14 protein-coding genes and 1 pseudogene are annotated in these 18,393 nt (G+C 54.8%); 9 read left to right on the plus strand and 6 right to left on the minus strand.

From position 1 onward, the window contains the following. Positions 1-17: 17 nt before the first annotated feature. Both garR and P9J57_RS04715 read left to right on the plus strand, forming a co-directional pair. On the plus strand, positions 18-902 hold the full coding sequence (gene garR / locus P9J57_RS04710) for a 2-hydroxy-3-oxopropionate reductase (RefSeq protein WP_145033480.1): 885 nt from the start codon (positions 18-20) through the stop codon (positions 900-902). 74 nt (positions 903-976) lie between these two features. Then, positions 977-2,116 (plus strand): glycerate kinase, encoded by a 1,140-nt coding sequence (locus tag P9J57_RS04715; protein WP_014605158.1) that lies wholly within the window; start codon positions 977-979, stop codon positions 2,114-2,116. A gap of 56 nt (positions 2,117-2,172) precedes the next feature. On the opposite strand, the gene barA is transcribed toward P9J57_RS04715, so the two are convergent. Beyond that, entirely contained in the window at positions 2,173-4,902 is a 2,730-nt protein-coding gene (barA, locus tag P9J57_RS04720; protein WP_145033486.1) for a two-component sensor histidine kinase BarA, read from the minus strand. Between the two features lie 86 nt (positions 4,903-4,988). On the opposite strand from barA, the gene rlmD reads away from it, so the two are divergent. The 6 genes from rlmD to P9J57_RS04750 all read left to right on the plus strand — a co-directional run bounded on the left by rlmD (position 4,989) and on the right by P9J57_RS04750 (position 14,047). Continuing rightward, positions 4,989-6,308 (plus strand): 23S rRNA (uracil(1939)-C(5))-methyltransferase RlmD, encoded by a 1,320-nt coding sequence (rlmD, locus tag P9J57_RS04725; protein ID WP_014594451.1) that lies wholly within the window; start codon positions 4,989-4,991, stop codon positions 6,306-6,308. Between the two features lie 32 nt (positions 6,309-6,340). Further along, positions 6,341-8,572 carry a GTP diphosphokinase gene (relA, locus tag P9J57_RS04730; protein ID WP_013026949.1) on the plus strand — a complete coding sequence of 744 codons (2,232 nt, stop codon included), beginning with the start codon at positions 6,341-6,343 and terminating at the stop codon, positions 8,570-8,572. A gap of 92 nt (positions 8,573-8,664) precedes the next feature. Next, positions 8,665-9,453 carry a nucleoside triphosphate pyrophosphohydrolase gene (mazG, locus tag P9J57_RS04735; protein WP_028715728.1) on the plus strand — a complete coding sequence of 263 codons (789 nt, stop codon included), beginning with the start codon at positions 8,665-8,667 and terminating at the stop codon, positions 9,451-9,453. Positions 9,454-9,682: 229 nt separating this feature from the next. Beyond that, positions 9,683-11,320 (plus strand): glutamine hydrolyzing CTP synthase, encoded by a 1,638-nt coding sequence (gene pyrG, locus P9J57_RS04740; RefSeq protein ID WP_013026947.1) that lies wholly within the window; start codon positions 9,683-9,685, stop codon positions 11,318-11,320. A 76-nt stretch (positions 11,321-11,396) separates the two neighbouring features. Next, positions 11,397-12,692, plus strand: a complete 1,296-nt coding sequence (gene eno, locus P9J57_RS04745; protein WP_174261362.1) for a phosphopyruvate hydratase — start codon at positions 11,397-11,399, stop codon at positions 12,690-12,692. Between the two features lie 239 nt (positions 12,693-12,931). After that, positions 12,932-14,047 (plus strand): endonuclease/exonuclease/phosphatase family protein, encoded by a 1,116-nt coding sequence (locus P9J57_RS04750; protein ID WP_019104730.1) that lies wholly within the window; start codon positions 12,932-12,934, stop codon positions 14,045-14,047. A 57-nt stretch (positions 14,048-14,104) separates the two neighbouring features. On the opposite strand, the gene P9J57_RS04755 is transcribed toward P9J57_RS04750, so the two are convergent. Continuing rightward, positions 14,105-14,713 carry a M20/M25/M40 family metallo-hydrolase gene (locus tag P9J57_RS04755; protein ID WP_014594447.1) on the minus strand — a complete coding sequence of 203 codons (609 nt, stop codon included), beginning with the start codon at positions 14,711-14,713 and terminating at the stop codon, positions 14,105-14,107. Then, positions 14,667-15,167: pseudogene (locus P9J57_RS04760) on the minus strand (nucleoside recognition domain-containing protein); the annotation flags it as partial. The gene P9J57_RS04755 and the pseudogene P9J57_RS04760, both read right to left, overlap by 47 nt. 267 nt (positions 15,168-15,434) lie before the next feature. Between P9J57_RS04760 and queE the strand changes: the two are divergent. Further along, positions 15,435-16,106 (plus strand): 7-carboxy-7-deazaguanine synthase QueE, encoded by a 672-nt coding sequence (queE, locus tag P9J57_RS04765; protein WP_072139004.1) that lies wholly within the window; start codon positions 15,435-15,437, stop codon positions 16,104-16,106. A 32-nt stretch (positions 16,107-16,138) separates the two neighbouring features. Here the strand turns inward: queE and P9J57_RS04770 are convergent, their stop codons facing one another. The 3 genes from P9J57_RS04770 to P9J57_RS04780 all read right to left on the minus strand — a co-directional run bounded on the left by P9J57_RS04770 (position 16,139) and on the right by P9J57_RS04780 (position 18,231). Next, a complete protein-coding gene (locus tag P9J57_RS04770; protein WP_013026940.1) occupies positions 16,139-16,738 on the minus strand; it encodes an inorganic diphosphatase in 600 nt (199 codons plus the stop codon). A gap of 176 nt (positions 16,739-16,914) precedes the next feature. Next, positions 16,915-17,274, minus strand: a complete 360-nt coding sequence (gene queD / locus P9J57_RS04775; RefSeq protein WP_013026939.1) for a 6-carboxytetrahydropterin synthase QueD — start codon at positions 17,272-17,274, stop codon at positions 16,915-16,917. Between the two features lie 129 nt (positions 17,275-17,403). Further along, on the minus strand, positions 17,404-18,231 hold the full coding sequence (locus P9J57_RS04780) for an arylamine N-acetyltransferase family protein (RefSeq protein WP_483279403.1): 828 nt from the start codon (positions 18,229-18,231) through the stop codon (positions 17,404-17,406). Positions 18,232-18,393 lie beyond the last annotated feature (162 nt).

Raw genomic sequence — 18,393 nt, forward strand, 5'->3', positions numbered from 1 at the left:
CATCCAGGAGAAACGACATGAAAATTGGCTTTATTGGCTTGGGCATCATGGGCAAACCAATGAGTAAAAACCTGCTGAAAGCCGGTTATTCACTGGTGGTACGCGATCATAATGCAGAAAACGAAGCCGAGCTGGTGCAGCTGGGGGCGGCCACAGCGGCGAATGCCAAAGAACTGGCGCAACAGTGCGATGTGGTGATCACCATGGTGCCAAATTCCCCACAGGTGAAAGAGGTTTGCCTGGGCGAAAACGGCATTATCGATGGCGCGAAACCGGGCCTGATTGTGATCGATATGAGCTCCATTGCGCCGCTGGCGAGCCGTGAAGTCCACGATGCGCTGGCAGCAAAGCAGATTCACATGCTGGATGCGCCGGTGAGCGGCGGCGAGCCCAAAGCGATTGAGGGGACGTTATCCGTGATGGTGGGCGGCGATAAAGCCGTGTTTGACCAGTGCTACGACATCATGAAAGCCATGGCGGGATCGGTGGTTCATACCGGCGATATCGGCGCAGGTAACGTGACGAAGCTGGCAAATCAGGTCATTGTAGCGCTGAATATTGCCGCCATGTCTGAAGCCTTGTCGCTGGCGACCAAAGCGGGCGTCAGTCCGGAACTGGTGTATCAGGCGATTCGTGGCGGTCTGGCGGGCAGCACCGTGCTGGATGCCAAAGCGCCCATGGTGATGGACCGCAACTTTAAGCCGGGTTTCCGCATTGATTTACATATCAAGGATCTGGCTAACGCGCTGGATACCTCGCACAGCCTTGGTGCGCACCTGCCGCTGACGGCGGCCGTGATGGAAATGATGCAGGCGTTGCGTAATGACGGACAGGGGAGTGCCGACCACAGCGCGCTGGCCTGCTATTATGAAAAATTAGCAAAGGTTGAGATCTCTCGCTAATGCCTTGCCCGGCTTCTGTGGAGGCCGGGCCGATTTCACGCTCTGATCGTTAATTAATACCGCCTGGATTGCCTATGAAAATCGTAATCGCACCGGATTCATATAAAGAAAGTCTTTCTGCTCTGGAAGTGGCATCGGCAATCGAAGCGGGGTTCCGTGAGGTTTTTCCCGATGCCCATTATGTGAAAATACCGGTTGCTGATGGTGGTGAAGGCACGGTGGAAGCCATGGTGGCTGCGACCCAGGGAAAGCGGGTCAGGTTAAAGGTCACCGGTCCGCTGGGTGAACCCGTCGAGGCGTTTTACGGCCTGTCGGGTAATGAAGATACCGCCTATATCGAGATGGCGGCGGCCAGCGGCCTGGAGCTGGTACCGGCAGCGCAGCGGGATCCCCTTATCACCACCTCGTTTGGGACTGGGGAGCTAATTAAAAACGCGCTGGATAAAGGCGTCCGACACATCATTATCGGTATCGGTGGCAGCGCCACCAATGACGGTGGTGCTGGCATGATGCAGGCGCTGGGCGCTCGCTTGCTGGATAAACAGGGCGAGCAAATTGGTCGGGGAGGTGGCGCATTGCCTGACCTGGCAAGCATTGACGTTACCGGACTGGACCCGCGCATTCGGCAGTGCCGCGTTGAAGTGGCCTGCGATGTAACCAATACGCTGACGGGCGATCACGGTGCCTCTGCGGTGTTTGGCCCCCAGAAAGGCGCGACGCCGGAACGGGTTGAGCAACTGGATCGAGCCCTGACACATTACGCTGCGCTTATTCAGCGCGATTTGGGTATTGATGTGCTGCAGATCAGCGGTGGCGGCGCTGCCGGTGGCATGGGGGCTGCGCTGCACGCGTTTTGTCAGGCGGAATTACGCCGTGGGATTGAGATTGTGACGGAAGCGCTGGGCCTGGAGGAGCAGGTAAAAGATGCCGATCTGGTCATTACCGGCGAGGGGCGAATCGACAGCCAGAGCATCAAGGGCAAGGTGCCGATTGGTGTGGCAAAGGTCGCTAAGCGTTTTAATATTCCCGTGATAGGCATTGCCGGTAGCCTGACTGACGATGTCGGTGTGGTGCATCAGCATGGCCTGGATGCCGTATTTAGCGTGCTTTACCGTATTTGCTCACTGGATGAGGCGCTAAAAGGGGCAGAAAACAATGTCCGTCTCACCGCGCGCAATGTGGCTGCCACAATGAAAATCGCCGGGTTTCACTAAGCGTATTCACGGCCCTTCACCTGACAGGGCCGTTCGTTCTTCCGCAGTATGCCCGGCTAAGGCATGGAGAGGATGCGCCGTGCCTGTCTGGCGACGTTCTCCATTTCATCCTGAAGCTCCAGCAGTTCCGGCTCCAGCGCTTCGATATCGCTTGCCTGATGAAGCTCTTTCTCAAGCTTACGGCACAGTTGTTTCATCCGCGGAACGCCGCTGTAGCTGGCGCTGCCGTGAAGTTTATGAATGATCTCACGCAGGGAGGTCGCGTCGTTGTCGGCGATAAACTGCGCCATTTTACTGTGCACTTCCGGCAGGAATGCCAACAGCATTCGGAGTAAATCCCGCGCCAGATCCGGCTTATTCGCTGCCTGGCGTAATGCCAGCTTCCAGTCCAGCGTGGGTAAGATTGGGGGGATCTCGGGCGCCGTGGTGCTCGGGCTGGGCATATAGCGGGCCAGGACCTGAGCGAGCTTGTTTTCATCAATAGGCTTGGCCAGGTAGTCGTTCATGCCGGCCCGGATAAGATGTTCGCGTTCACCGTCAATAGCGTGGGCGGTAACGGCGACTATCGGGGTGGTTGCGTGGTTGGGCAGCGTGCGGATGATCTCGCTGGCCCGAATGCCATCAATATCGGGCATTTGTATATCCATTAAGATCACGTCCAGCACTTGCCTGTGGGCCACACGGATGGCCTGCTCCGCATTATTGCACAGTACGATGTGTTGAACCTGCTCTTCCAGCAGCGCCCCAATCAGCTTGAGGTTAGCGGGATTGTCGTCCACGGCCATCACGGTCAGCGGCAGACGCGGTGAGGCCGATAGTTCGCTGCTGTGACGGGCATGCAGCTCCAGCAGCATCGGCAACAGGCGCGTCTGCGAGACGGGTTTTGCGATGCAGCCATCAATGCCACGCACTTTCAGCTCATCGGCCAGTAACATCATCGGACTCGGCAGCGCCATAATGACCTGGTCGGCGCACTCCAAAAGCGTATGGATCAGCCTGTCCTCAAGCACCTGCGGCTGGCTGGCGTTGACCGGCATGGCCATTAACACAATGGGATAGCGCGACTGGCTCAGGCCCTCCAGGGTTAAACTGTGCTCAACCTGCAACGGCGTGGCACCTAAAATCTCTACCACCGCGCTGGCGACGTCGGGGTTCGCCTCCACATAGGCCATGCGCGTGTTCGACAGTGCATCCAGCACTCGAGGCATACTCGGTGCATTGGGATTGAGGTCCAGTTTAACGCGCACCCAAAAGGTGGAACCGTGGTTCTGACGGCTGACGAAGGTGATCTCCCCGTTCATTTCCCTTACCAGTTTTTGGGTAATGACCAGGCCCAGCCCCGATCCTCCGTGGCGGCGGGAAATACTGGCATCCGCCTGGCGAAAGGCCTGAAACAGCTGGGCCTGCTGCTCTTCAGAAATGCCAATCCCTGTGTCGCGAACCTGAATCTCCAGTTCAACATGCGTCGCCGTAATCGTGTGCTGTTCTACCCGTAAATTGATGGTCCCTTTTTCGGTAAATTTAATCGCGTTGCCCATCAGGTTGATCAGGATCTGCTGCAGGCGGAGCGCATCGCCAATCACGTTGTCCGGCACGCTGTTATCGCAGACCACGGTCAACTCCAGCCCCTTCTCATGGGCGGATGGGGCCAGCAAAACCAGGGTTTCATCCAGGGTGGCGCGCAACGGAAAGGGAATGGACTCCAGCATCAGCTTGCCGGCTTCCAGTCTGGAAAAATCAAGCACGTCATTAATGATGGACAGGAGATTGTTGGCCGAGCGCTCAATGGTCAGCATGTAGTCGCGCTGCGTGGTGCGCAGCGGCGTTTTCAACATCTGACGGGTAAAGCCCAGCACGCCATTAAGCGGCGTACGCAACTCATGCGACATATTTGCCAGAAATTCGGATTTGATACGGGCGGCTTCCTGCGCGCGCTTTTTGGCCAGATCCAGCTCGACGTTCTGAATCTCCAACTGCTCCAGCGTTTCCCGCAGGTCCCATGTGGCCTGATCGATATTGTGCTGCATCTCTTCGTGATAGGCGGTGAGCGACATCGCCATCGCGTTGATACCGTTTTTCAGGATACTCAATTCACCCAGCATATGGCCTTCAACCCGGCTGTCCAGTTGTCCACGGCGAATTCGGTCAACGGTGCTGACCATATTACGAATAGGGCCGGTGACGTCCCGCATCAGGCGGTAGGCAAACAGCATGGCAATACACAGGCAGAACAGCAGCATCAGGGTAGCAATAAAAACTTCCCGATATTGCTGTAAGCGCACGGATTGCAGATCCAGTTCTATCGCCACATAGCCCAACGGGTTACCTGCGGGTTTGGCATCCTGACCCGGCAGCTCATCCACGGCGTAACGTTCAGAGATAATCGGCTTGCGTAAGATCAGCAGGTTGCCACTGCCTTCAACGGACACATCCTCAGGCAGCGCGCGAATAGCCTGCTTGCTTTCCAGACTCAGGTTTTGGTGATTATTAGAGGTGACATAAAGCTGATTATTATCGTCGAAAACGGAGATGGCGCGCACGATCCCGGAATGGCGGCGATGCAGTAAACTGACCAGTTCACGCAGCGCGTCACGATTGTGCCATGTCATGCTGTATTCGGTAGAAACCGCCAGCGGTTCGATGATATTGGCCCCGGCATCGATGACCTGGCGCTGCAGCTCATTATAACGATGCACGACAAAAAATGAGCTGAGCAGTAACCCAACCATCAACGTTGGGGCCAAAATTAAAATCATCATTCGCGCCCGCAGGCTGTATTTGGTCATAATAGTCGCCTGCTGTCCGGCATGAACGTCCCTGTGCATATGCTGAACCTTGTGCACATCGAATCTTAAAGAGAAAGAACCACACTATGGCGCAATTTTACTCCGCAAAACAGCGCGTGACGACCCAACAACGGATCACCGTCACCATTGAAGACCTCGACCCGTTTGGTCAGGGCGTTGCCCGCTACAAGGGCAAAACCCTGTTTGTCTCGGGCGCGCTGCCCGGAGAGCAGGCCGAGGTCACCCTGCTGGAGGATAAACGCCAGTATGCCAGAGCGAAAGCCGTGCGCCTGCTTAACCACAGTCCTTCACGGGTTGCGCCGCGCTGTCCCCATTTTAGCCGCTGTGGCGGTTGTCAGCAGCAGCATGTCGACGAGGCGTTACAACAGCAAAGTAAATCACGTGCGCTGGCACGGATGTTGACCCAGGCAGCGAACCAGCCGGTGGCGGTTGATGAGATCATTGCCGGACCTGCCTGGGGCTACCGTCGCCGCGTCAGGCTTGGCCTGCAGTGGCAGAACAAAACACAGCAGTTGCTGATGGGGTTTCGCCAGGCGGCCACCAACGATCTCGTCGATATCCAGCAGTGCCCCATCATGGTGCCCCAGCTTGAAGCGCTGATTATTCCGCTGCGCAATTGTCTCACTATGCTTAATGCTGTCAAACGCTTAGGTCATGTTGAGCTGGTGCTGGCTGACAACGGCCCGGTGCTGTTATTGCGCCATCTCGATGCATTAAGTACCGATGATATTGCAAAACTGGAACGTTTTTCGCATCAGCACCAACTGATGCTGTTTCTGGATGATGGAAGCGAGACGCTGCGCGCATCTGGCGATCGGCAGCCGTTTTATCATTCTCACCAGCTTGAGCTAATCTTCAGTCCAAAGGATTTTATTCAGGTCAACGATACGGTGAATCAGCAGATGGTGGCGAAGGCCATTGCGTGGCTGGATTTGCAACCTGAAGATCGGGTGCTGGATCTGTTTTGCGGCATGGGAAACTTTACGCTTCCTGTAGGAAAATCGGTACAAAGTGCCGTGGGTGTGGAGGGCGTTGCAGCATTAGTGCAGCAGGCAGAGTATAATGCTGACGTGAATGCGCTAAAAAACGTCAAATTCTTCCAGCATAATCTGGAAGAAGATGTTTCGCGCCAGCCCTGGGCTATGCAGGGATTTAACAAGGTATTACTCGATCCGGCTCGCGCTGGGGCGGCAGGTGTCATGGCACATGTCGTCAAATTATCGCCAGAATGCGTGGTCTATGTTTCGTGTAATCCTGTGACACTCGCACGTGACAGTGAAACATTGCTGTCAGCGGGTTACCAATTGGAAAGGGTCGCGATGCTGGATATGTTTCCTCATACCCGTCATCTCGAATCCATGGTGCTGTTCAGAAAAAAAATATAAGTGTCCGGCAGGGGCGCTGTGCAGGAGAGGATATGGTTGCGGTCAGAAGTGCGCATTTAAATACGGAAGGGGAGTTTGCCCTTGACCAGTGGATCGCCAGTCTTGGCGTTGCTAACCCGCATTCCTGTGATCGCCTTGCTGAAACCTGGCGCTATTGTGAAGCGCAGACTCAGGGGCATCCTCACCAGTCGCTGCTGCTGTGGCGCGGCATCGAGATGGTGGAAATTCTCTCGATGCTCAGCATGGATATCGAAAGCCTGTGCGCCGCATTGATTTTCCCGCTCGCGAATGACGAAGTGGTCAGCGAAGAAGAGCTGGAAAAAACCGTCGGTCCGGGCATCGTTTCGCTGGTGCACGGGGTCCGCGATATGGACGCCATTCGTCAGCTGAAAGCCATTCATAACGATTCAATGGCTTCTGAGCAGGTGGATAATGTCCGCCGTATGCTGCTCGCCATGGTGGAAGATTTCCGCTGCGTGGTGCTGAAGTTGGCTGAGCGCATCATGAACCTGCGCGAAGTTAAAGACGCGCCGGAAGATGAACGCGTACTGGCGGCGAAAGAGAGCACCAATATTTATGCCCCGCTGGCGAACCGCCTGGGCATCGGTCAGCTTAAGTGGGAGCTGGAAGATTACTGCTTCCGCTACCTGCATCCCGACGAGTACAAGCGCATTGCTAAGCTGCTGCACGAGCGCCGCATCGACCGTGAGCAGTACATCGATAACTTTGTCGATAATCTGCGCAAAGAGATGGCAAAAGAGGGCGTGCGGGCCGAAGTGTACGGCCGTCCTAAACATATCTACAGCATCTGGCGCAAGATGCAGAAGAAGTCGCTGGCGTTTGATGAGCTATTTGATGTTCGCGCGGTGCGTATTGTTGCCGAGCGACTGCAGGACTGCTACGGCGCGCTGGGCACGGTGCACACGCTGTATCGCCACCTGCCCAACGAGTTCGACGACTATGTCGCCAACCCCAAACCTAACGGCTATCAGTCCATTCATACCGTGGTTCTGGGGCCCGAGGGCAAAACCGTCGAGATCCAGATCCGTACCCGCCAGATGCATGAGGACGCCGAGCTGGGCGTCGCCGCGCACTGGAAATACAAAGAAGGGCCGTCGTCCAGCCATGCGCGCGGCGCGGCAGGTCACGAAGAGCGCATTGCCTGGCTACGTAAGCTGATCTCATGGCAGGAAGAGATGGCGGATTCCGGCGAGCTGCTGGAAGAGGTGCGCAGCCAGGTATTTGACGACCGCGTCTATGTCTTTACGCCAAAAGGGGACGTGGTCGATTTGCCGGCAGGTTCTACCCCGCTGGATTTCGCTTACCACATTCACAGCGATATCGGTCACCGCTGCATCGGTGCCAAGATTGGTGGCCGCATTGTGCCCTTCACCTATCAGCTGCAGATGGGCGATCAGGTGGAAGTCATCACCCAAAAACAGCCGAATCCGAGTCGTGACTGGCTGAACCCTAACCTGGGGTTCATCACCACCAGCCGAGGCCGCGCCAAGATTCATAACTGGTTCCGCAAGCAGGATCGCGATAAAAACATTCTTGCCGGTCGTCAGATTCTGGATAACGAGCTGAATCAGATGGATATCAGCCTGCGTGAAGCCGAGAAACTGCTGCTGCCGCGCTATAACGTTACCTCGCTGGACGAGTTGCTGGCTGCCATCGGCGGGGGGGACATTCGCCTTCATCAGATGGTGAATTTCCTGCAGGCGAAGCTCAATAAGCCGACGGCGGAAGAGCAGGATCGTGAAGCTCTGCGCCAGCTCACACAAAAATCGCATGCGCCAACGTCACGCAAAGAGAGCGGCCGTGTGGTCGTGGAAGGCGTGGGCAACCTGATGCACCATATTGCACGCTGCTGTCAGCCGATTCCGGGTGACGACATCGTGGGTTTTATCACGCACGGACGGGGCATTTCGATTCACCGCGCCGATTGCGACCAGCTGTCTGAGCTGATTTCTACCGCGCCCGAGCGCATTGTTGATGCCGTATGGGGCGAAAGCTACTCCAGCGGCTATTCGCTGGTCGTAAGGGTGACGGCCAACGATCGTAGCGGGCTGTTACGCGATATCACCACCATCCTCGCGAATGAGAAGGTTAACGTCCTGGGCGTTTCAAGCCGCAGCGATACCAAAAAACAGCTCGCCACCATTGATATGGACATTGAGATTTATAACCATCAGGTCCTGGGGCGCGTGCTGTCTCGCCTGAATCAGGTGCCTGACATTATCGATGCCCGCCGCCTGCACTAATCGTCCGTTATCAGGCGCATGTCTTGACCGACGTGCGCCTGGCTGCTTTTATCACCGCTGTTATGCCAACTGAACACCTGAAGGATTTCCCTATGACGTCAATTGATCGCCTGCTGGGCATTATGAAAACCCTGCGCGATCCGCAGCAGGGTTGCCCGTGGGATCGCGAGCAGACCTTTGCCACTATCGCGCCTTACACGCTGGAAGAAACCTATGAAGTGCTGGACGCCATCCAGCGCGAGGACTTCGACGATCTGCGGGGGGAGCTGGGCGATTTGCTGTTTCAGGTGGTGTTTTATGCCCAGATGGCCCAGGAGCAGGGGCGTTTTAATTTTGATGATATCTGCCATGCAATAAGTGACAAGCTGGAACGCCGCCATCCACACATTTTTGCGGACGGCACGGCAGAGAACAGCGCAGACGTGTTAAAAAACTGGGAAGCGATTAAAAGCGCCGAACGGGCAGAAAAAGCGCAGCACTCCGCGCTGGACGATATTCCCAAAGCCCTGCCAGCCCTGATGCGCGCCCATAAAATTCAGAAACGATGCCACAACGTGGGCTTCGACTGGAGCACACTGGGGCCGGTGGTCGATAAGGTGCATGAAGAGATTGACGAAGTCATGCATGAAGCGCAGCAAAGCGTTATCGATCCCCAAAAACTGGAAGAAGAGATTGGCGATCTCCTGTTTGCGACCGTTAACCTCTCTCGTCATTTGGGCAGCAAGGCCGAAACGGCGCTGCAGAAAGCCAACGACAAGTTTGAGCGACGTTTCCGCGCGGTAGAAGCTATTATCAGCGCGCAGGGCCTGACAATGCCGGGGGCGACGCTGGAACAGATGGAGGCCGCCTGGCAGCAGGTGAAGGCAACGGAAAAAAGCTGATTATTCCTGCGCCGCGCATAAAGTGTGCGCTCGAGCTTACTCGATTCAGCCTGACGTCAGATTTGTGACGCAGGTCAAAATTTTGTTTACCGCTATCCGCTATGTTACCCGCAGCAATGCTTTGGGAGAGGGATGTGATTCATCAATTGTGGCTGATAGTGGTTTCCAGTATACTGTTTTCCCGTCCTGGTTATTCCACCGTCTTTAAACCTAAACTCTCAGGTTCAGCATGACAACGAATTATATTTTTGTGACCGGCGGGGTCGTATCCTCTCTGGGTAAAGGCATTGCCGCAGCCTCCCTCGCAGCCATTCTCGAAGCGCGTGGTCTGAATGTGACCATCATGAAACTGGATCCGTACATCAACGTCGATCCGGGTACCATGAGCCCTACTCAGCATGGTGAAGTGTTTGTCACCGATGATGGTGCCGAAACCGATCTGGATTTGGGTCACTACGAGCGCTTCATCCGCACTAAAATGTCGCGCCGCAACAACTTCACCACGGGCCGTATCTACTCAGAAGTCCTGCGCAAAGAGCGTCGCGGTGACTACCTTGGCGCCACTATTCAGGTCATCCCTCATATCACGAATGCGATCAAAGAGCGCATTCTTGAAGGCGGTGAAGGCCACGATGTGGTGCTGGTCGAAATCGGCGGTACGGTCGGTGATATCGAATCCCTGCCGTTCCTGGAAGCGATTCGTCAGATGGCGGTGGATGTGGGCCGCGAGCATACGATGTATATGCACCTGACGCTGGTGCCTTACATGGCCGCCGCAGGCGAGGTGAAAACCAAGCCGACGCAGCACTCGGTCAAAGAGCTGCTCTCCATCGGTATTCAGCCTGACGTGCTCATTTGCCGGTCCGATCGTGCGGTGCCAGCCAATGAGCGTGGCAAAATTGCCCTGTTCTGTAACGTGCCGGAAAAAGCCGTTATCTCGCTGAAAGACGTCGACTCAATTTATAAAATTCCTGGCATGTTGAAATCACAGGGCCTGGACGACTACATCTGTAAGCGTTTCAACCTGAACGCCCCGGAAGCCAATCTGGCCGAGTGGGAGCAGGTGATTTATGAAGAAGCCAATCCGGGCGGCGAAGTCACCATTGGCATGGTGGGCAAATATGTCGAGCTGCCGGATGCCTATAAATCCGTTATTGAAGCGCTGAAGCACGGCGGTCTGAAAAATCGTGTGACCGTAAACATCAAGCTGATCGACTCACAGGACGTTGAAACCCGTGGTGTCGAATTGCTGAAAGATTTGGATGCCATTCTGATCCCTGGCGGCTTTGGCTACCGTGGCGTAGAAGGCAAGCTGATGACGGCGAAATACGCGCGTGAAAACAACGTGCCTTATCTCGGCATCTGCCTCGGCATGCAGGTCGCACTGATGGAGTTCGCCCGTAACGTCGCCGGAATGGAAGGCGCTAACTCCACTGAATTTGTGCCAGACTGTAAGTATCCGGTGGTGGCACTGATCACCGAATGGCGTGACGAAGAAGGCAACGTGGAAGTGCGTACTGAACAGAGCGATCTGGGTGGCACCATGCGCCTGGGCAGCCAGCAGTGCCAGCTGAATCCGGAAAGTAAGGTTCGCCAGCTGTACGGTTCTGACACCATTGTTGAGCGCCATCGTCACCGCTATGAAGTGAACAACATGCTGCTGAAGCAAATTGAGGCAGCGGGTTTACGCGTGGCAGGTCGTTCAGGTGACGATCAGTTGGTTGAGATCATTGAGATCCCGAATCATCCATGGTTTATTGCTTGCCAGTTCCACCCTGAGTTCACATCGACGCCTCGCGATGGTCATCCGTTGTTTGCGGGTTTTGTGAAAGCAGCACATGAGCATCAGAAGCGTTTAGCGAAATAAGTTTAACGAACAACGCGCGAACTTTTCGCGCGTTGTTTGTCTTAGGATTGACTAACTTGTACTGAGGAAAATCGTAATGGCCAAAATCGTAAAAGTCATCGGTCGCGAAATTATCGACTCACGTGGCAACCCAACTGTTGAAGCAGAAGTTCACCTGGAAGGTGGTTTCGTTGGTCTGGCTGCGGCACCGTCAGGTGCATCTACCGGTTCTCGTGAAGCACTGGAACTGCGTGACGGTGACAAATCCCGTTTCCTGGGCAAAGGCGTAACCAAAGCCGTTGCTGCGGTTAACGGCCCGATTGCTGAAGCGGTAAAAGGCAAAGACGCGAAAGATCAGGCGAACATCGATAAAATCATGATCGACCTGGACGGTACTGAGAACAAATCTAACTTCGGTGCTAACGCCATTCTGGCTGTTTCCCTTGCATCAGCGAAAGCCGCAGCAGCCTCTAAAGGTCAGGCGCTGTATGAGCACATCGCTGAGCTGAACGGCACCCCGGGCAAATACTCTATGCCACTGCCAATGATGAACATCATCAACGGCGGCGAACATGCAGACAACAACGTCGACATTCAGGAATTCATGATTCAGCCGGTTGGCGCTTCAAACGTTAAAGAAGCGATCCGTATGGGTTCTGAAGTGTTCCACAACCTGGCAAAAGTGCTGAAAAGCAAAGGCATGAGCACGGCGGTGGGTGACGAAGGTGGCTATGCGCCAAACCTGGGTTCTAACGCCGAAGCGCTGGCCGTTATCGCTGAAGCGGTAAAAGCAGCCGGTTACGAGCTGGGTAAAGACATCACCCTGGCCATGGACTGTGCGGCTTCTGAATTCTACAAAGATGGCAAATACGTTCTGGCCGGTGAAGGCGGTAAAGCGTTTACCTCAGAAGAGTTCACCCACTTCCTGGAAGATCTGACTAAACAGTATCCGATCGTTTCTATCGAAGATGGCCTGGACGAGTCTGACTGGGATGGCTTCGCCTACCAGACCAAAGTGCTGGGCGACAAAATCCAGCTGGTGGGCGACGACCTGTTCGTAACCAACACCAAAATCCTGAAAGAAGGTATCGAGAAAGGCATCGCTAACTCTATCCTGATCAAATTCAACCAGATCGGTTCACTGACCGAAACCCTGGCTGCAATTAAAATGGCGAAAGATGCAGGCTATACCGCTGTGATCTCTCACCGCTCAGGCGAAACTGAAGATGCGACCATCGCTGACCTGGCGGTCGGTACAGCTGCGGGCCAGATCAAAACCGGTTCAATGAGCCGTTCTGACCGTGTTGCTAAGTACAACCAGCTGATCCGTATCGAAGAAGCGCTGGGTTCAAAAGCCCCCTTCAACGGTCTGAAAGAAGTTAAAGGTCAGTAAGTTTACTGCCGTCTGACTTCTGATCATAACCCGCCCACGTGGCGGGTTTTTTTATGCCCGGACCTTATTCGGCTTCCTCCATCTTTTTGCGCGACGTCTATGCTGTTTACATCCGTTCTTAATAAAACCCACCGACACTGAATAACGAGCAAGGTGCGCCGGGCTGACCCCGCACCTTACCGCTGGCCTGAAGCACGCGCTTCAGGTTCACATTTCTGACAGGCAGAAGGGGGAAACGCATGAGACTGGCTTCTTATAACGTGGAAAACCTGTTCGATCGCGCCAGAGCAATGAACCAAAACGAATGGCGTGAGGGCAAACCGACGCTGGAAAAATTCGCCCAACTGAATGCACTGCTGGGGCAGGTGGAATACAGCGATGCGACTAAGAAGCAAATGGTGGAATTGATGGAGGCGCTGGGGCTGCAAAAGTCAGATACCGGGCCCTTTGTTATCCTCCGGCGTAACCGGGGCAAGCTGTTGACCCGCCCCACAGACAACAGCGGAATAAAGATTATTGCCGCAGGACGCGCCGACTGGGTCGGTTCGCTGGAACTGCGGCGTGCGCCGGTAGATGAAATAGCTATGGGATTAACAGCGCAGGTCATGATTGACCTCAAGGCAGATATTTTGACCGTTGTTGAGGCAGAAAGCCGGCCCGCTTTACTGGAATTTAATAACGCCATGCTGCCTGCGCGCCAGGGAACGCCTTTTGACCACGTCATGGTGATTGACGGCAACGATGAGCGGGGCATTGATGTTGGCCTGATGACAGGAGCAGGCTGCGCAATCGACACCATTCGCAGCCACGTTGATGATAAGGATAAGCAGGGCGACCTGATTTTCTCGCGCGACTGTCCCGAATTTGCGATTCCGCTACCCGATGGACAAACCCTGCACGTGCTGGTTAACCATTTTAAAAGCAAAGGCTACGGTGCCAAAACGCTTTCCGACGCCCGCCGTAAACTGCAGGCCGAACGGGTGAAGGCAATTTATCAGCAACGAATTAAAGAGGGACAAACGCTGATTGCTATCACCGGAGACTTTAACGATACGCCGGACAGCGAGGCGCTGGCACCTCTGCTGAAAGAAACCGATCTGAAAGATATCTTCACCCATGAAAAATTTGATAACGGCGGCTATCCAGGAACCTGGGGCGGCTGCAGCGCCAGTAATAAAATTGACTACATTTTACTGTCCCCCGCGCTGTGGAAAAAAGTGGAAAAGGGCGGCGTGTGGCGCAAAGGGATGTGGCCAGGCGTGCGCCCGGTAAAATGGGAAACCTATCCCGAACTGAAAAAAGAGGTGAATGCCGCCTCGGATCATGCGGCAGTCTGGGTGGACCTGAAGATCTAGTCCGAGGTATAGACGGCACAGGTCGCGGCGCTGACCGCAGCCTGTGCAGCCACAGCATTACAGCGACTGAATGATGCGTTTCAGTAAACGAATGCGCGGTTCAATGCTATTCAGTTCCATATATTCAGACGGGCTATGAAAATTTGCGCCGATGGGGCCAAACCCATCCAGTGAGGGCGTGCCCACTGCGGCGGTATGGTTGGCATCTGAGCCCCCGCCTACAGCCTGCCAGCTAATCTCAATGTCTTCTGTTTGCCCGGCTTGCTCGACGATCTGCATTAGCGCTTCTGTTTTAGCATCTGGCGTCATGGCAGGCGTGTAAGCCTGCTGGGTAACCTGCGTCGTTACGCCGGGCTCCGTCTCAGAATGCGCAAGGGCTTTCATCGCCATGTTGACCCGCTCAAACTCAGCGTTAAGCTGAAAGCGCACGTCTACGATCATCTCTGCGTGGTCTGGCACAATATTTGCCGCGTCCCCGCCTGAGATCACGCCGGTGTTTACCGTTGTGCCCTGTGCGGGATCGGCCAGGTTCGCAACGGCAATGACGCTGTACGCCAGTGCGTTGATGGCTGAACGGCCTTTATCGGGATCGTTGCCCGAATGCGCAGCAACGCCGCTAAAATTCAGCCGATACCGCGCCATGCCTTTCCGTGATCTGCCCTTCATCAGCCAGTACGCGGGTTAATGATGCGCCAACATCCGTGCTTTGCAAACTCCCAATCATGGCCAGCCCGGTTGAGCCTGGAATCCCCATCAGAGGCCGCAGTAGCGGGGTAAGTAGCTTACGGGCTGCACGAAGTGCGCCGTAGTGCTCAAGCACGTTGATCATGCCTAACGCAAACATAACAGCAGGGATCAAGCCAAATGCGAACAGGAACCCATCCATTGCCCCATAACCGCCTTTTCCCCGAAAGGCGCTTTGCGCGACATCCAGGGTGTCGGTTTGAAGACTGACACCGGATACCACTTTTCCGAATGCCCCGTTTAATGTGGTGAAGTCAAACACGCCATACCACTCTTTTCCGCCAGGCAGACCGGAGAAAAACACCATGGCAAACAGCAAGGACAGGTAAGCGCCCGGTCCGACCTTGAGCGGTTCGGATTGAGAAGAGTCAGTCATCGTTTATTTCCTTACATCTTTGGCGACAAAAGGCGATGCTAAAAGTGGGATGTAAGCGGAGGAATGATGACGATCAATTTGCAGGACAAAGAGCCAGCAACGGGCCAAATAGTGCTAAACAGCTCACAATAATCAGTGAAATTCGCCTCTGGATAAACGCAAAAATCCGGCTTGCCTTAGACAGAGTCAGCCACGCCGCATCACCTGACATGATCTTAACCCGGAGTTCTGCGATAATCGCGTTTTGCTAAAACCACAGAGACCATTATGCAGTACCCGATTAACGAAATGTTCCAGACGCTGCAAGGCGAAGGTTATTACACCGGCGTGCCGGCTATTTTCATCCGCTTACAGGGATGTCCGGTAGGATGCAGCTGGTGTGACACCAAACACACCTGGGAAAAACAGGCGGATCGGGAAACATCATTAGGCGATATTCTGGTCAAAACGGTGGAAAGCGATGCCTGGGGCAACGCCGATACGGCGACGCTGCTCAGCAGCATTGCGCAACAGGGCTGGACGGCCCGGCATGTGGTGATCACTGGCGGCGAACCGGCCATTTACGATTTACGCCCGCTGACCGCATCGCTGGAGGCGGCAGGATTTCAATGCCAGATTGAAACCAGCGGAACCCATGAAATCTACTGTTCCGAACAAACCTGGGTTACCGTTTCACCGAAGGTAAATATGCGCGGCGGATACGACGTGCTGGCTCAGGCCCTGAGCCGTGCGGATGAAATCAAACATCCGGTTGCCCGGCAACGTGATGTGGAGGCGTTAGACGACCTGCTGGCTGGCATTCAGGACAGCAAAGCTCGAATCATTGCGCTGCAGCCAATTAGCCGCAAAGATGAGGCGACAAAACTTTGTATTGAGACCTGTATTGCGCGCAACTGGCGCCTGTCGATGCAGACACATAAATATCTGAACATCGCCTGATAAGACTCAGGCGGCCTCTCGCCGCCTGACCGTTATTGCTTCGCTTTCCAGGCTTCAAAAGCCTGCTTGATCTCCGCTTTGGCCGCGCTGGCGTCTTCGAATCCCTTCAGCTCCACGTTTTTACGCCCTTCCGGCAGCGCTTTATAGACGCGAAAGAACGCTTCCAGCCGCTGCTGTTCCAGCTTTGGCAGATCGGCGACCGTCTGAATCGCATCATAGGTCGGATCGACTTTGCTGGCCGGAACCGCCACGATTTTGTCATCCACTTCGCCACCGTCGATCATTTTCAGTACGCCAATCGGGCGCAGTTTAATTAATGTCCCGGGCGCAAGTGGGGCGCGGGTGTAGAAGATCACATCCAGCGGATCGTTATCGCCGCCCAGCGATTGCGTCAGCGAACCGTAGTTTGCCGGATAAGCGACCGGCATCGACTGAAAACGATCGGCAACGATAAAACCGGTTTTCGCATCGGTTTCATATTTGATGATTCCGCCTGCGGGAATTTCCGTCACGGCATAGAATTCGTCGGGCAGTGAATCGGGTTGTGGAAAGCTGAGGATGTTTTCCGCCTGAACGGCGGCAGAGGCGGTGATAAAAAAGAGACAAGCAAAAAGCGGTTTTACCAGGTTCATTTTTGATTCTCTTGATCTTTAATGAAGGAGAGAACAGCCTGGTGGGGAAAGATGACAGAAGGATGACGTCAGACAGAGGAGGTGAGTTCAGCTGATGTCGTGCAGGAGAGGCGGCAGCAGGCCGATCAACAGGTCAGTAAGCGGGTGACCGGCCCTGCGCTGCCGTACAGAGCAGATTAACCGCGATAGGTGCAGCCTGCAGTACAGGTTTCTTTGATCATCACCGCGCTCAGCAGCGGCAGGCGAGGCTTCATGTGATCCCAAATCCATTTTGCCAGGACTTCGCTGGTGGGATTCTCCAGTCCGGGGATCTCATTAAGATAGTAGTGATCGAGCCTGTCATAGAGGGGTTTAAACGCCGCTTTCAGCTCAGCAAAATCCATGACCCAGCCGGTATGCGCATCCACTTCACCGGTAATTTCCAGACGAACAAGGAATGAGTGACCGTGCAGACGGCCGCATTTGTGTCCTGCCGGCACATTGGGTAAATAGTGTGCGGCTTCGAACTGGAACTCTTTAAATAACGTGGTAGACATAATCGCTCTCAGGCATTAAAAACGGCTGAATTCTACCTGAAAGGGCAGTTTTTCGCATCTGCTAAGCGCCGTTAAACGACGATTAAGCCAGAATAGTAAAAGGATTCGCGCGCCTTTCCCAAAATGCGCTCAGCCATGACCCGGATCGTCAGCCGGAAGCCGCGCCACGATAGCTTCCGCTATGCCGTAATCCTCAATCAGCAGCCGTTGCTGCTCTGAACGTGACAGCGGCGTAAAGGTTTCTTTTCCGTCAGGGTCCCTGATAACCCGTTCTCCCTTCACGATTCCGGTGATGCTCCCGGCGCTGGCGCGGCGAATCAGCAAGGCACCGTCAAAGCGACTGCTATGTCGGCTCTGTTGATGACGTGACTGAAACGCGTCAACGGGGAGGCCGGTAGTCAGAATTTTGCAGTCGATTCCTGCCCGACCCAGCGGTTTCCAGTGTATGTACCAACTGCCGTCTCGCTCATAAACGCGTGTGCCCCAGACGGGATGGGGATTCAGCCTGGCTTCCAGCGGGAGCGGATGGCCATGGAGCAGCGTGCTGTCAACCACCCGCGTGCCTGCATCCATGTTAACAAACAGCATGCCATGACCGGGGGAACCTGCGGGCGTCGGACGTGAGGACAGCATGGTGGAAAGGCCAAACTGCACGTTAAATCCCACGTGTATCAGCAGGGCATGCAGCGCGCCATGGCCCGCCCAGCAGGTGCCGCCTGTGCCATAGGTTAACCAGTGAGTGAAAAAGTCGGTTGCCGTGCTGCCGGGCAAGGGGAGGGCGCTGTCGTGGTCAGTCATCAGACGGCGGCGAAGATTATCAAAGGGTACCGACTGGCACCAGGCGCGATATATCTCACTCAGTCCGACCTCATCAGGAGCGGGAGGCGCGCTAAACCCCAGCTTTTGCAGAATCTGCTCCGCCATTGCTTGCGGTAACGCGGTTATAATGCCTGGCACCTGTCGTTGCTCCTGGCCGTTTTCCTGTTGTTAACCCAGCAATTTGCTGCGATCACCCGTCGTAAAGTCCAGTGCGCGCCGTGATTACCTGAGTGTGTTAACTCTCAATATTCTTACCACTTTTAACGATTAATTTTATCTGAAAAACCATTTAGTCATTTT

The organism is Pantoea sp. nfd-35 (genome assembly GCF_056892255.1).

Coding starts and splice junctions, on each gene's coding strand:
- queD (WP_013026939.1), bottom strand. CDS start 17,274: ATGTCTACCACGTTATTTAAAGAGTTCCAGTTCGAAGCCGCACACTAT.
- eno (WP_174261362.1), top strand. CDS start 11,397: ATGGCCAAAATCGTAAAAGTCATCGGTCGCGAAATTATCGACTCACGT.
- barA (WP_145033486.1), bottom strand. CDS start 4,902: ATGACCAAATACAGCCTGCGGGCGCGAATGATGATTTTAATTTTGGCC.
- garR (WP_145033480.1), top strand. CDS start 18: ATGAAAATTGGCTTTATTGGCTTGGGCATCATGGGCAAACCAATGAGT.
- pyrG (WP_013026947.1), top strand. CDS start 9,683: ATGACAACGAATTATATTTTTGTGACCGGCGGGGTCGTATCCTCTCTG.
- mazG (WP_028715728.1), top strand. CDS start 8,665: ATGACGTCAATTGATCGCCTGCTGGGCATTATGAAAACCCTGCGCGAT.
- P9J57_RS04750 (WP_019104730.1), top strand. CDS start 12,932: ATGAGACTGGCTTCTTATAACGTGGAAAACCTGTTCGATCGCGCCAGA.
- P9J57_RS04715 (WP_014605158.1), top strand. CDS start 977: ATGAAAATCGTAATCGCACCGGATTCATATAAAGAAAGTCTTTCTGCT.
- rlmD (WP_014594451.1), top strand. CDS start 4,989: ATGGCGCAATTTTACTCCGCAAAACAGCGCGTGACGACCCAACAACGG.
- P9J57_RS04770 (WP_013026940.1), bottom strand. CDS start 16,738: ATGAACCTGGTAAAACCGCTTTTTGCTTGTCTCTTTTTTATCACCGCC.
- relA (WP_013026949.1), top strand. CDS start 6,341: ATGGTTGCGGTCAGAAGTGCGCATTTAAATACGGAAGGGGAGTTTGCC.
- P9J57_RS04755 (WP_014594447.1), bottom strand. CDS start 14,713: ATGAAGGGCAGATCACGGAAAGGCATGGCGCGGTATCGGCTGAATTTT.
- queE (WP_072139004.1), top strand. CDS start 15,435: ATGCAGTACCCGATTAACGAAATGTTCCAGACGCTGCAAGGCGAAGGT.